The 14,371-nt window shown below is 60.1% G+C and carries 12 protein-coding genes; 3 read left to right on the top strand and 9 right to left on the bottom strand.

Annotated elements, in window-relative coordinates:
• Nucleotides 1-96 precede the first annotated feature (96 nt).
• From MKS11_RS23055 to MKS11_RS23065, 3 genes are read left to right on the top strand one after another with little or no spacing between them, the layout of a single operon-like run.
• A complete protein-coding gene (locus tag MKS11_RS23055) occupies nt 97-2,220 on the top strand; it encodes an alpha-galactosidase (RefSeq protein ID WP_087771199.1) in 2,124 nt (707 codons plus the stop codon).
• 41 nt (nt 2,221-2,261) lie between these two features.
• Nucleotides 2,262-3,527, top strand: a complete 1,266-nt coding sequence (locus MKS11_RS23060; protein ID WP_004203654.1) for an MFS transporter — start codon at nt 2,262-2,264, stop codon at nt 3,525-3,527.
• Between the two features lie 51 nt (nt 3,528-3,578).
• Nucleotides 3,579-4,172: a maltose acetyltransferase domain-containing protein gene (locus MKS11_RS23065; protein WP_074377662.1), complete on the top strand. Its 594-nt coding sequence runs from the start codon at nt 3,579-3,581 to the stop codon at nt 4,170-4,172.
• A gap of 122 nt (nt 4,173-4,294) precedes the next feature.
• Here MKS11_RS23065 and rhaM read toward each other — a convergent pair whose 3' ends face one another.
• The 9 genes from rhaM to rhaB form a co-directional block, all read right to left on the bottom strand.
• The gene (gene rhaM, locus MKS11_RS23070) at nt 4,295-4,609 is read right to left on the bottom strand and encodes an L-rhamnose mutarotase (protein WP_017899830.1); all 315 of its coding nucleotides are present in this window, start codon (nt 4,607-4,609) and stop codon (nt 4,295-4,297) included.
• The gene (gene fucO / locus MKS11_RS23075; RefSeq protein WP_049093254.1) at nt 4,606-5,754 is read right to left on the bottom strand and encodes a lactaldehyde reductase; all 1,149 of its coding nucleotides are present in this window, start codon (nt 5,752-5,754) and stop codon (nt 4,606-4,608) included. The genes rhaM and fucO overlap by 4 nt, the downstream gene beginning before the upstream one ends.
• Before the next feature lie 89 nt (nt 5,755-5,843).
• On the bottom strand, nt 5,844-6,848 hold the full coding sequence (locus MKS11_RS23080) for an ABC transporter permease (RefSeq protein ID WP_087771198.1): 1,005 nt from the start codon (nt 6,846-6,848) through the stop codon (nt 5,844-5,846).
• Complete coding sequence (locus MKS11_RS23085; RefSeq protein WP_017899827.1) at nt 6,845-7,852, bottom strand: ABC transporter permease; 1,008 nt, start codon at nt 7,850-7,852, stop codon at nt 6,845-6,847. The genes MKS11_RS23080 and MKS11_RS23085 overlap by 4 nt, the downstream gene beginning before the upstream one ends.
• Nucleotides 7,849-9,360, bottom strand: coding sequence for a sugar ABC transporter ATP-binding protein (locus MKS11_RS23090; RefSeq protein ID WP_004203660.1), 1,512 nt, complete (start codon nt 9,358-9,360; stop codon nt 7,849-7,851). The genes MKS11_RS23085 and MKS11_RS23090 overlap by 4 nt, the downstream gene beginning before the upstream one ends.
• 214 nt (nt 9,361-9,574) lie before the next feature.
• Nucleotides 9,575-10,561 carry a rhamnose ABC transporter substrate-binding protein gene (rhaS, locus tag MKS11_RS23095; protein ID WP_004203661.1) on the bottom strand — a complete coding sequence of 329 codons (987 nt, stop codon included), beginning with the start codon at nt 10,559-10,561 and terminating at the stop codon, nt 9,575-9,577.
• A gap of 81 nt (nt 10,562-10,642) precedes the next feature.
• On the bottom strand, nt 10,643-11,473 hold the full coding sequence (rhaD, locus tag MKS11_RS23100; RefSeq protein ID WP_004203662.1) for a rhamnulose-1-phosphate aldolase: 831 nt from the start codon (nt 11,471-11,473) through the stop codon (nt 10,643-10,645).
• Between the two features lie 151 nt (nt 11,474-11,624).
• On the bottom strand, nt 11,625-12,884 hold the full coding sequence (locus MKS11_RS23105; RefSeq protein WP_004203663.1) for an L-rhamnose isomerase: 1,260 nt from the start codon (nt 12,882-12,884) through the stop codon (nt 11,625-11,627).
• Nucleotides 12,881-14,347, bottom strand: coding sequence for a rhamnulokinase (gene rhaB / locus MKS11_RS23110; protein ID WP_087771196.1), 1,467 nt, complete (start codon nt 14,345-14,347; stop codon nt 12,881-12,883). Before rhaB ends, MKS11_RS23105 begins: the two co-directional genes overlap by 4 nt.
• Between the last annotated feature and the right edge of the window lie 24 nt (nt 14,348-14,371).

Raw genomic sequence — 14,371 nt, forward strand, 5'->3', positions numbered from 1 at the left:
AATTTCCTGAACTCGATCACGGATCCGAAACGTTTTGGTTGGCGTCCGAAACGTTTCGGATCAACAGTAAGACATTCCTTGATATGGAGATGTCTAATGTCAGATTCGATTATACGCCTGCAAAGCGCAACGGTTGACGTGGTGATCAAAGCCCGCCCTTTCGCCGAAATTATCTACTGGGGGCCGCATTTAAGCCACTTTTCGCCGCAGGATGCCGACAGCCTGACGCGACCGGTCGCCAATGGCCGCCTCGATGTCGATTCCCCGGTCACTTTAATGGCGGAACTGGGCCATGGTCTGTTTGGCGCGCCGGGCATTGAAGGCCATCGCCAGGGGCTGGATGCCTCGCCGATTTTCGCCACCAGCAAAGTGCGGCACGAGGGCCAGACGCTAACCCTGGTCAGCGAAGACCCGCATGCCGGCCTGCGTTTGTACAGCGAGATCGCATTGGATGCCAGCGGTGTGTTGAGCGTGCGCCATGGCGTGACCAATCTGCGCGTCAGCCCATGGCAGGTGGATCGCCTGGCGGTCACGCTGCCGGTCGCCGAACGCTCTCGTGAGGTAATGGCTTTCCATGGCCGCTGGATCCGCGAGTTTCAGCCTCACCGCCTGACCCTGGAGCACGACAGCTTTGTGCTGGAGAACCGCCGCGGGCGCACCTCTCACGAACATTTCCCGGCCCTGATCACTGGCAGCCACGCCTTTAGCGAGATGCAGGGTGAAGTCTGGGGCGTGCATCTGGCCTGGAGCGGTAATCATCGCCTGCGGGCGGAGGTGAAAACCGATGGCCGTCGCTATCTGCAGGCCGAGGCGCTCTATCTGCCGGGCGAAATGGCGCTGGCGGAAGGGGAAACCTTGTGGACGCCGTACCTGTATGCCAGCTACTCGGCGAACGGGCTGAACGGCATGAGCCAGCAGTTCCATCGTTATCTGCGCGAACGGATTATTCGCTTCCCGGGCAACAAGCCGCGCCCGGTGCATCTCAACACCTGGGAGGGGATCTATTTCGACCACGATCCGGACTACATCATGCGCATGGCGGATGAAGCGGCGGCCCTGGGCGTGGAGCGTTTTATCATTGACGACGGCTGGTTTAAAGGACGCAACGACGACTGGGCGGCGCTCGGCGACTGGTATCTCGATGAGAAAAAATACCCCCACGGCCTGACGCCGGTTATCAACCACGTGAAATCGCTGGGGATGGAGTTCGGTATCTGGGTGGAGCCTGAGATGATTAACCCGGATTCCGATCTGTATCGGGCACACCCTGATTGGGTGCTGGCGCTTCCGGGCTATACGCCGCTTCCCGGGCGTCATCAGTTTGTCCTGAACCTGAATATTCCGGAAGCCTTTGATTATCTGCTGGAGCGGATGAGCTGGCTGCTGGGCGAACACGCGGTGGACTACGTGAAATGGGATATGAACCGCGAGCTGGTGCAGCCGGGCCATAACGGCAAAGCCGCCGCCGATGCGCAGACTCGCCAGTTCTACCGCCTGCTGGATACGCTGGTGGCCCGCTTCCCGCATATTGAATTTGAATCCTGCTCCTCCGGCGGCGGTCGTATCGATTATGAAGTCCTCAAGCGCAGCCATCGCTTCTGGGCTTCTGACAACAATGACGCCCTTGAGCGCAACACCATCCAGCGCGGCATGAGCTACTTCTTCCCGCCGGAGGTGATGGGCGCGCATATCGGTAATCGCCACTGTCATGCCACCTTCCGCCAGCACAGTATCGCCTTCCGCGGCCTGACGGCGCTGTTCGGTCATATGGGGCTTGAGCTGGATCCGGTGAGCGCCGATGAAGAAGAGCGCGCCGGGTATAGGAAATACGCGGCTCTGCATAAGCAGTGGCGCGACGTGATCCATCACGGCGTGCAGTGGCGGATGGATATGCCGGACGCCACCACCCTTGCTCATGGCGTCGTCAGCCCGGATAAAGCGCAGGCGATTTTCCTCGTCAGCCAGCTGGCGATGCCGGACTACACCCTGATGGCGCCGCTGCGCCTGGCGGGGCTGGAGGCGAGCGCCCGCTATCAGGTGACGCTCCTCGATCATCCGAACATTCAGATCACCGGCGAGGGCGGCCACACCATGCGGAAGCTGCCGGCATGGATGACGACGCCGCAGACGGTGAGCGGTGAGTGGCTACAGCAGGCGGGGCTGGCGCTGCCCATCCTCGACCCGGAAAGCGCCATTCTGATTGGCCTGCAACGCGTGTGATGGTATCGGGCCGCGTCGCGGCCCTTCTTGAGGAAAATATAATGAACCCGACCGTCTGTACCCACAAAAACAACCCCAACTTCTGGATTTTCGGGCTGTTCTTCTTTCTCTACTTCTTCATCATGGCCACCTGCTTTCCGTTTCTGCCGATCTGGCTGTCGGATGTTATCGGCCTGAATAAAACTGAAACCGGCCTCGTTTTCTCCAGCCTGTCGCTGTTCGCCATCTGTTTCCAGCCGGTTCTCGGGGTGATCTCAGACAAGCTGGGGCTGAAAAAACATCTGATGTGGATCGTGACCGTTCTGCTGGTGCTGATTGCTCCCTTCTTCCTCTATGTTTTCGCGCCGCTGCTGAAAACCAACATCTGGCTCGGGGCGCTGAGCGGCGGCGCCTATATCGGCTTTGTATTCTCCGCAGGCGCCGGCGCGATGGAGGCCTATATCGAACGGGTAAGCCGCAACAGCGGGTTTGAATACGGCAAGGCGCGCACCTTTGGTTGTCTGGGATGGGCGCTGTGCGCCACCACCGCCGGCATGCTGTTCAGCATTAATCCCGAATGGGTGTTCTGGATGGGGTCGGCCGCCGCGCTGCTGCTGGTGGTGCTGGTGGCTATCGCCAAACCGCAGGCCAGTCAGTCCGCGCAGGTAATGGACTCGCTCGGCGCCAATCGCCCGGCGATCGATTTAAAAACGGCGGTGCGCATGTTCCGTCAGCGGAAGATGTGGATGTTTATTCTGTATGTTATCGGCGTAGCCTGCGTGTATGACGTTTTCGATCAGCAGTTCGCCACCTTCTTCAAATCGTTCTTTGCGACCCCGGAAGCAGGCACCCGTGCCTTTGGTTTCGCCACCACCGCGGGAGAAATATGTAACGCCATCATTATGTTCAGCTCGCCGTGGATTATTAACCGCATCGGAGCGAAGAATACCCTGCTGATCGCCGGGATGGTGATGGCGGCCAGAATGATTGGCTCTTCCTTCGCCACCACCGCCGCGGAAGTGGTGGCGCTGAAGATGCTCCATGCGCTGGAAGTGCCGTTCCTGCTGGTGGGTGCCTTTAAATACATCACCGGCGTGTTTGATGTCCGGCTGTCGGCGACCATATATCTGGTGGGCTTCCAGTTCGCCAAGCAGGTGGCGGCGATCTTCCTCTCCGCCTTCGCCGGCAATATGTATGATCGGATCGGCTTCCAGGAGACCTATATGATCCTCGGCGGAATAGCCCTGACGGTCACCTTAATATCCGCGTTTACGTTAGCGGGCAAGGCGAAAAGTGAGCCGCTGCGCGATAATGCGATGACCGTTTAATTATCAACATTCCGTGGCACAGGGTGGTGCCTGACAGAGAAGGAAGATGTCATGATGGATATGAAAAAACGTATGAACAGCGGTGAGCTTTACCTGGATGCAGGATATGGCTTGCCGGAGCAGCGGCTGATGGGTAAAGCGCGGGCCTATGAATATAATCATTCGCATCCGTTTAATCAGGAATTGCGCAACGATATTATTCAGCGCATGTTCGCGAAAGTCGGCGAACAATGCTGGATAGAGCCGCCGATCAATATTGCCTATGGGATCCATACGACGATTGGTGATAATTTTTATGCCAATTTTAACCTCACGCTGGTCGACGATGCGGACATTATCATCGGCAATAACGTTATGTTTGCGCCAAATGTCACTATCTCCACCGCCGGGCATCCCATCCACCCCGTGCTGCGCCATACGCATCAACAGTTTTCATTACCGGTAGTGATTGAAGATGGGGTCTGGTTAGGCACGGGGGTGATTATTAATCCCGGGGTAACGATTGGCCAGAATTCAGTCATAGGCGCGGGCAGTGTGGTAAATCGCTCTATACCGGCGAATGTGGTTGCCGCTGGCGTACCTTGCCGGGTATTAAGAGAAATTACCGATGCGGATAAAGACAAATACGCACTTTTCCCCGGATGATGGACGAGAGAAACAGGGGAGCGTAAAGGATCGTGTCCCCTGTTTTGCATTATCGCCGTTGAACCGGCCTCCAGCCCGCATGGGGGGAGGCCGGGGAAGGTACTCTCCGGCGTCGCGGGGTTTCACGCCAGATAAAACACTTCTTTGAGCTCCGCGCTCAGCGGGCTGTTGTCCGGGTTGCTGGGCATCACCTCGCGCATGTATTTCCACCAGCGCTGGCACACTTCCGTGCTGGCGACCGCCTCCCAGCGGGCTTCCGACTCAATCTCCACCGTGGCGAACAGCAGGTTGCGCTCTTTATCGAGATAAATGGCGTAGTGGTGCGCGCCGTGCGTTTTCAGCACCGCCTCCAGCTCCGGCCAGATGGGGTTGTGGCGACGTGCATACTCCTCGTGCGCGTCAGGGTTCACCTGCATCACAAAGGCTTTGCGGATCATAATGCCTCCAGATAGAGCTCGCGTACCTCATCGCGGCTGGCGGGGCGCGGGTTACACGACGCGCACGGGTCGGCCAGCGCTTTGTCCAGCCAGCCTTCGATATCGGCTTTGCTGACGCCAAGCTGGCTGAAGCCCTGGGGGATCCCTACGCGTTTGCTCAGCGCACGAATGGCGTTGATGGCCTCCATGCTGGCGGCTTCATCGCTCATGCCGTGGGTATCGACGCCCATCGCCTGCGCCACGCGGGCGAAGCGCGCCACCGCGTTCGGGCGGTTAAAGTTTTCGATGATCGGCAGCAGGATGGCGTTGCACACTCCGTGTGGCAGGTTGTGGGTGGCGCCAGGCTGATGGGCCAGGGCGTGTACCAGCCCGAGGCCGGCGCTGTTGAACGCCATGCCCGCCAGATACTGGCCAAACGCCATCTGCTCGCGGGCCTGCAGATCGTGTCCCTCCTCTACCGCTTTCGGCAGCCACAGGTTGATCAGGCGGATGGCCTCGAGGGCGTTGGCGTCGGTCAGGGGATGGGCGCCAACGGAGACAAAGGCCTCGATGGCGTGGGTCAGGGCGTCCATGCCGGTGGCGGCGGTAACGGCTGGTGGGATGTCGAGCATCACGCTGGCGTCGTCGACGGCGATATCCGGGATCAGGTTCGGGTCGATAATCACCTCTTTTACCTGACGCTCGCTATCGATAATCACGGCGTTGCTGGTCATCTCCGCCGCCGTGCCGGCGGTGGTGTTGATGGCCACCAGCGGCACGCCAGCGTTTTTCACTTTGCCGACGCCGGAGTAGGCGGTGGAGGGGCCTGGGTTGGCGGTGAGGATTTTTATCGCTTTGGCGGTATCAATCGGGCTGCCGCCGCCGAAGGCGATCAGGTAATCGCAGCGGGCCGCCTGGTACGCCGCATAGCCTTGCTGCACCAGCGCTTCGGTGGGGTTGGGGAACACGTCATCAAACAGCTGATAAGCCATCTGCTGTTCATCCAGCGCGGAAAACAGACTGTCCAGCAGGCCCAGCTTCACCAGCTGGCCGTCGGTGACGATCAGCGCCTTGCCCCACTGTTTGCCCGCTACCAGCTTGACCATATCACCGATAGCGCCTGCGCCGTGGAGGCTGATTTTAGGTAGTGCCAACATAAAACTCATGATAATTCTCCTTAATGTTGATTTTGGGAAATCCGTTTCCCCTCACCCCGCCCTTCTCCCTTGGGGAGAGGGCCAGGGCGAGGGGGAAATTAACATCGTCTTCGCTGCAGCATCCGCCGGGCCATAATCGGCAGGGAGATCACCACGATCAGCATCGCGCCGATAATCACCGACATCACGATGCCGGGTACGTTCAGCAGGCTCAGGCCGAAGGTCACCAGCCCCATCAGAAAGGCGGCGATGATCACCCCGGGCATGCTGCCGGAGCCGCCAAGTATATTGACGCCGCCGAGCACCGCCATGGTGACAACCGCCAGCTCCCAGCCCATCGCCAAAGTGGGGCGGGTACTGCCGAGCCGTGAGGTCAACAGGACCGCCGCCAGCCCGGCCATCAGCCCGACCAGCGCGAACAGCGCGAGGTTATGTCGCTTCACGTTGATCCCGGAGTACCAGGCGCCGGTCGGGTTATTGCCGATGGCATAGGTTCGGCGGCCAAAGTTGGTTTTATGCAGCAGGAAGGTGAAGGCGGCCGCGAGGAGGATAAACAGCGCAAACTCAAAAGAGAGCGCCCCCCACACGTATCCCTGGCCGAACCAGGCAAAGCTCTCCGGATAGTGATTGAGCGCCTGATCGCCCAGCAGGATATAGGTGATGCCGCGATACAGGCTCATGGTGCCGATGGTGATCACGATCGACGACAGGTTAAAACGCGTCACCAGGATACCGTTGAACAGACCGCACAGCAGACCCACGCCCAATCCGACCAATACCAGCAGCGGCGTATCCATCCCCGCCGCCGCGCAAAAGCCCATCACCGTTGAGCTGAGCGCCATCGTCGAGGCTACCGAAAGGTCAATTTCGCGGGCGATAATCAGCATCGCCATCGGCAGAACGACGATCGCCTTCTCAGTAAAGGTGAAGGTGGCGTCCGACAGGTTCCAGATATTGAGGAAGTAAGGGGAAGCCAGGGCGTTGCCGATAAATACCGCGAGGGTCACCGCCAGTAAAAACCCTTCCCAGCACAGCAGGCGGCGCAGCGGCGACGGTACGGCCGGGGCGTTTTTCATCTCTTCAGATACCATCATCTTGCTCATGATTTCATCCCTTGTTTCTGCCGGGCTAACGCCGCGTTACGCAGGATTAACCGCCCGTGACCGCGATTGCCGCGCTCGTTAAGCAGCACCGCCATGACGATCACTGCCCCGGAAATCGCCATTTGCCAGAACGGCGAAATGCCGATCACCGGCAGGGCATTATTGATGACCCCGAGGAACAGCGCGCCGCACAGGCAGCCCAGTACCCGTCCGCTTCCGCCCATGGTGCTGATACCGCCGATCACGCAGGCGGCGACCACCTGCAGCTCAAAGCCGTTCGCCACATCGACATAGGCGACAGCGAAGCGCGAGATCCACAGATAGCCGCAGAAGCCAGCCAGCGCGCCGGAGAGGCAGAAGCTGACGAACTGCATTTTCCCGGCGTTAATGCCGGTGTAATACGCCGCCGTCGCGTTGCCGCCCGCGGTATACAAGGCCCGGCCGGTGCGGCTGTAGCGCAGGAAGTAACCCACCAGCAGCAGCGCGGCGATGGCGCACCAGCTCAGCAGCGGCAATCCCAGGAGGGTGCTGCGCGGCAGACTGAGAAAATCAGCGCTCATCTGATGTGAGTTAACCCAGCCGCCGTCGGTCAGCAGGAAGATAATGCCGCGATAAATGCTCATGGTGCCCAGGGTCACCACGATGGCGGGAATGCCGAGGCGCCAGACCAGCAGGCCGTTAATCATCCCCATCAGCAGGCCCAGCAGGGTTGCCAGCGCCAGCAGCGCTACCACCGGAATACCCGGATTATGGGCATTGAGCAGGGCGACGATCATCCCGGTCAGCGCCAGGTTGGCGGCCATCGACAAATCGATGCCTTTGGTGAGCAGCACCATCATCTGTCCGAGGGCGAGAATGATAAGGATGGCAGTATCGTTAAACATCTCCACCAGATTACCCGGTGAAACGAACGACGGCGCCCGGCTGCCAATGGCGCCGATCATCAAAATGATGACCAGCGCCAGCAGCGCTTCGCGATGCTTCAGCCATGCGTGTCCCATCATGCTGCCTCCTGGCCGATGCCGCTGGCGGCGCTAACGATGGTTTCCGCCGTCGCTTCCCCGGCCCGGTACTCGGCGACCATCAGCCCTTCATGCATCACGATAATCCGGTCGGCCATGCCCATGACTTCCGGCAGCTCTGACGAGACCATAATCACCGCCAGCCCCTGGCTGACCAGCTCGGACATAAACTGATGCACAGCGGCTTTTGAGCCGATATCGATGCCTTTGGTCGGCTCATCGAGGATGATCACCTCGGGCTGGGTCGCCAGCCATTTGCCGATCACCACTTTCTGCTGGTTGCCGCCAGAGAGGGTCTCCACCGGCTGCCGCCAGCTGGAGGCTTTAACCTGCAGGCGCGAGGCGTACTCGTCCGCCAGCCGCCATTCCCGGGCGTCGTTCAGGACGCCGTTAGGATTGAGCTTGCTCAGCTGCGGCAGACTGATGTTCTGGGCGATAGGCAGGGCGATGATCGCCCCCTGTTTCTGTCGCTCTTCCGGTACGCAGACGATGCCCGCGCGGATAGCGTCGGCGGGTTGGCGAAAGCGCATGGGGCTGCCGTTCAGTCGGATCTCGCCGGAGGAGGGATGCGTTACGCCGGAGAGCGCCTGCATCAGCTCGGTGCGTCCGGCGCCCACCAGGCCGTAAAAGCCGAGAATTTCTCCCTTGCGCAGGCTGAAGCTGATATCGGCAAACTCGGTAGGATGACAAAGATCGTTGACCTCCAGCACCGTTTCCCCTGGGGTACAGTCGACTTTCGGGTAGGTTTGGCTGATCGCCCGGCCCACCATCATCGACACCATCCGCTCTTCGGTAATATCGCTCATCATCCCGGAGCTGACGTACACCCCATCGCGCAGGATGGTGTAATAGTCGGCCAGCTCGAAAATTTCATCGAACTTATGCGAGATAAACAGGATCGCTTTGCCGTCCTGCTTCAGACGCTCAACGATGTGATAAAACTCCAGGATTTCATGCTGGGAAAGCGCGGCGGTCGGCTCATCGAGGATCACCGCCTGGGCGTCGAAAGCCAGCGCCCGGGCAATCGCCACCATGTGCCGCTGGGCGATGCTGAGCGTTTTTAACGTTGCCCGCGGGTCGATCTGGACTTCCAGCCGGGCGAGGATCTCACCAGCCCGGCGGTGCATCGCCGGCCAGTCGAGCGTTTTGAGCAGTCCCTTATACAGATACTGGCCGACGAAAATGTTTTCGCTGACCGAAAGTTCGTCAAACAGTATGGTTTCCTGGTGGATGGCGGTGATCCCCATCTTGTGCGCCGATTCCGGCGTCGGCAGATGAATGGGAATCGCTTTATAGAGGATCTCCCCCTCTTCGGGCTGATAAATACCGGTCATCACTTTGACCAGCGTGGATTTCCCCGCGCCGTTTTCGCCGATGAGGGCGGTCACTTTGCCGGGCCAGAGATCGAGCTGCACGTTCTCAAGGGCGCGCACACCGGGAAAAATCTTGGTGATCCCCTTCAGCGACAGCAGTGGTGTTGATGCTGACATGATAGTTCTCCGTAAAATCGCCCCTCACCCTAACCCTCTCCCCAAAGGGGAGAGGGAACGGTCTGGCGCCCGCAGGCCGCATTGCGCAGAGGACCAGTCTTTCCCCCTCTCCCCAGGGGAGAGGGAACGGTCCGGCGCCCGCAGGCCGCATCGCGCAGAGGACCAGTCTTTCCCCCTCTCCCTCTGGGAGAGGGCCGGGGTGAGGAAACAAGGGTTAGAAAATTTTCGAGAACTTATCGATGTTGCTCGCATCGTAGACAAACGGCTCGGCCATCGCGCCATTCCCTTCGGCGTCCAGCTTCACTTTGCCCAGCTTGCCCATACTGGCTTCGGTTTTGGTCGCCGTGCCTTTGACTAAATCGTCGGCCAGATAGGTGGCGGCGTAACCGAGGTCAATCGGGTTCCAGATGGCGAAGCTTTTGCTGGCGCCAGACTTGATCGCGCCGGCCATTTCCGACGGCAGCCCCAGCCCGGTGACATAGACTTTGCCAATTTTTCCCTGGTCCTTCACCGCCTGCGCGGCGGCAACAATTCCCACCGATGACGGCGAAACAATGACTTTCAGGTCCGGATATGATTTCAGCAGGCCCACCGCTTCGCGGTAGCTTTTATCCGACAGATCGTCACCGTAGGCGACGGTCACCAGATTGACGGACGGATACTGCGGCAGCACCTTTTTCATCTCCTCAATCCAGATATTCTGGTTAGTGGAGGTCGGGGTGGCGCTTAACACCGCCACATCCCCCTTCTCCACGTTCAGCGCCTTCAGCGCATCGGCGGCGAGCTTGACGTTGGTCTCGCCAATTAAGGCGTTATTGGAAGGATTAAGATGGATCTGGCGGCCTGCCGGCGCCACGCCGGAGTCCCAGGAAACCACTTTGATGCCGCGCTGCATCGCTTTTTTCAGCACCGGTACCACCGCGTCCGGATCGTTGGCGGAAATGGCGATCGCATCCACCCCCTGGGCGATCAACCCGTTCAGCACATCGATCTGCGCTTCGGCGGTGGTGGTGGTCGGGCCGGTGTAGATCACTTTGACATCACCTAACTCTTTGGCGGCCTGTTGGGCGCCAACGTTGGCGGCTTCGAAGAAGCCATTTCCCAGCGATTTCGCCACGAGGGCGATTTTAACTTCTGCTAAGGCGGAACCGGACAACGCCAGGGCGGCAACGGTGAGGATCAAGCTTGTCTTTGTTTTCATTGCTTTTACTCCACATGAGTCAGTTTTGTAGGGTTTGCAGGTGAGGCTTCGCCCCGTCTCGGTGAGCGGGGCGCGATGTTGTTATGGATAAAGATCTAACGCGGACTGCAGCGGCTGGACGTTGAAGCGTTTGCCAAGAGCGATAAGCTCTTCGCGAGTGATGGTCTGCTTCATCCCGCCCATGGACAGGACTTTCACCAGCACTTCGGCGGACTTCTCGGCAGTGTCGATCAGGCCGAAGGTCTCATCCAGGGTTGGGCCGCTGCCGAAGACGCCGTGGAACGGCCACAGCACCAGCGAGTGTTTTTGCATGGTTTCCGCAGTCGCCTGGCCGATTTCATCGGTGCCTGGCACCATCCACGGCAGAATGCCGACGCCATCCGGGAAGACCACCAGACATTCGGTGCTACCTTCCCACAGCTTGCGGGTGAACAGATCGCTGTGGTTCTCCAGGACGTAGGTCAGGGCGATCAGATTGGTGGCATGACAGTGCATGATCACCCGGTCCTTGCCGTCGGTCAGTTTGATGCGCTCGCTGTGCGACAGGAAGTGTGCCGGCAGCTCGGAGGTCGGCACCGCATCCTCCGTCAGACCCCACAGGATATGGTATCCCGCGCCGTCGCTGTCGACTTTCACCACGCCAAGGTTAGCGGCCGGGTCGAGCTGGACATTACGGAAGAATTTGCCGGAACCGGTGACGATAAACGGCTGGTTGGCCAGGGTTGGCATCGGCTGGCTGAGGGCGATATAGCGGGGTTTAGCGTGGAAATCCGCCGCGTAAGGTTCGATATCCGCCTCATCCAGACGCAGCGTCAGGTTGCCGCCGTTGCGCTCGTCCCAGCCTTTCAGCCAGGCGTCGGAGGTGGCTTTGATCATGCCCTGGACGAACCAGGCGTCGATAATGGTCTGCATAGTCTTGTCTTTCCTGTTAATCCGGTGGGGGTAGCCCCTCACCCTAACCCTCTCCCCACAGGGGAGAGGGAACGGTTCGGTGCGCTCTGGCAACATCGCGCAGTTCGTAGCCCGGGTAAGGCGTCAGCCGCGACCCGGGGAAGCCCGTGTATTACCCGCGCTGGCTCAGAACCGCATTCTCATAAGCCCGCACGTTGTCCAGCCACTGGCTGCCCGCCGGCGTGTCGTGACGCTGGCAGTACATCTCCCAGATGGCCTGCCACGGCAGGGATTTTTGCTCTTCGAGTAGCGCCAGGCGGGCGGTGTAATCGCCGTCGTTCTCCAGCTGGCGCAGCTGGTTGGTCGGTTCCAGCAGGGCGCGCAGCAGCGCTTTTTTCATATTGCGGGTACCAATCACCCAGGCCGCGATGCGGTTGATGGAGGCATCGAAGAAGTCGAGGCCGATGTGCACGCGGTCAAACAGGTTATGGCGAATGATTTCGCTGGCGATGGCCTGAGTCTCATCATCCAGCAGCACCACGTGGTCGCTGTCCCAGCGCACCGGGCGGCTGACGTGCAGCAGCAGGCGCGGGATGTAGAGCATGGCGGCGGAGATCTTGTCGGAGATGACCTCCGTCGGGTGGAAGTGGCCGGCATCCAGGCACAGCGCCGTCTGGCGGCTGGTGGCATAGCCCATATAGAACTCGTTGGAGCCGACGGTGTAGCTTTCGGCGCCGATACCGAACAGCTTGCTCTCGACGGCGTCAATGTGGTGCGCCGGGTCGAATTTTTCGCTGATGACTTCATCCAGCGCGTTCAGCAGCCGCTGGCGCGGCGCGAAGCGGTCAACGGTAATGTCCTTCATGCCGTCCGGCACCCAGATATTCATCACCGACGGGGTGCCCAGCTGCTCGCCAAAATAAGCGGATACGCGGCGGCTGGCTTTGCAGTGGTCGATCCAGAACTGGCGGATCTCATCGTTGGCATGCGACAGGGTAAAGCCGTCGGCGCTCAGCGGATGCGAGAAGCAGGAGGGGTTGAAATCCAGCCCCAGTTTGTTGGCTTTCGCCCACTCGACCCAGTTTTTAAAGTGCTCCGGCTTTATCTCATTGCGCGCCACCGGCGCGTCGGCTTCCAGATAAATAGCGTGCAGGTTGAGACGTTTTGGCCCCGGAATCAGGCTCAGCGCCTGCTCAAGGTCGGCGCGTAGCTCCTGAGCATTGCGCGCTTTGCCCGGGTAATTGCCGGTGGCCTGGATGCCGCCGGTCAGGCTTCCCGCCGGGTTTTCGAAACCGGCGACGTCGTCACCCTGCCAGCAGTGCATGGAGACGGGCAGACGGTCCAGCTGGCGCAGGGCCTCCTCGACATCCACGCCGACGGCGGCGTAGCGCTGCTTAGCAATTTCCCAGGCTTGTTCAAGTTGAGTGGTCATGCGCAAAGCTCCTTGGTCTGTTGTGGCTGAAACTGCGCCACGAAACGGGCAATTTCACTATCAGGATTGGGGGTAAAGGCGGTGAGGGATGCGTTGCCGTGCACCACCTGACGAAACTCATCGACGCTGGCCAGCTCGTCGAGGGTCATTAACTGGATGCCGATATTGCCGAGGGTGGAGGCCTCTGTCGGGCCGGCCACGACGGCGATCCCGCAGGCGTCGGCGCACAGCTGGTTGAGCAGTTCGTTCTGGCAGCCGCCGCCGACGATATGCAGCTGGCTAAAGGGCTGGCCGCGCAGCGCCGCCAGCTCGTTAAGCACCCGGGCGTAGAGCAGCGCCAGGCTGTCGAAAATGCAGCGCGCCAGTTCGGCGTCGCTGTGAGGAACCGGCTGGCCGGATCCGCGGCAGGCGGCCTGGATCTCGGCGCTCATACTGGCCGGGTTGATAAAGCGGTCGTCATTGCAGTCAATGATGAAGCGACACGCCGGCAGTGCGGCAGTGCGGGCGATCAGCCCCTGCAGGTCGCTGACGTTTTGTTCTTTCAGCACCCGCTGCAGCAGCCACAGGCCCATGATATTTTTCAGCACCCGATAGCGGCCTTCGGCTCCGCCTTCGTTGGTGATATTGGCCTGCAGCGCCGCGTCGCAGGTGTAAGGGGTCAGGCTTTCAAACCCCATCAGCGACCAGGTGCCGGAGGAGAGATAGGCGGCGTGGCCGTCGGCCAGCGGGGAGGCGATCACCGCGCTGGCGGTGTCGTGACTGGCGACGGCGACCACCGGAATACGGTTGCCTTGCGGGCAGATCCAGTGGCCTGTCACATTGCCGGGATGCGTCGGGGTGCCAAACCACTCGCGCGGCGCGCCGGTCCAGTTCAGCAGCGTCTCATCCCAGTTATCGCTGTGGATGTTGACCAGCTGGGTGGTGGTGGCGTTGGTATATTCCCAGTTCAGATTGCCGGTCAGGCGGAAGCTGAAATAGTCGGGGATCAGCAGGGCATGGGCGGCCTGACTGACCAGCTCCGGCTGCTGTTCCACCAGGGCGCGCAGCTGATAAAGGGTGTTAAACGGCAGAAACTGAATGCCACTGCGTCGATAGATCTCCGCCCGGCCCAGCTGTTCTTCAGCGTGACGTAGCAGGCCCTGGGTGCGATCGTCACGATAGGAGACCGGCAGCCCGACGCGCTGACCCTGCTTATCCAGCAGGACATAATCCACGCCCCAGGTATCGATGCCGATGCTGTCGATCAGGATGCCCTGCTCACACACTTTCTCCAGCCCGCGGCGGATCTCGTCTTCGAGGCTATCGAGATCCCAGCAGTCGAAGCCATCCACCTTCTGCAGGCTGTTGGTGAAGCGATGAATTTCACGCAGCGTCAGGGCGCGCGGCCCGGACTGATAGCTGGCGAGCATGACCCGCCCGCTGGAGGCGCCTAAATCGACGGCGACACAATGACGAATACTCATGGAACGATCCTTCTTAAAATCATT

The organism is Klebsiella sp. K5-45 (genome assembly GCF_030128605.1).
GTDB lineage: Bacteria > Pseudomonadota > Gammaproteobacteria > Enterobacterales > Enterobacteriaceae > Klebsiella > Klebsiella quasipneumoniae.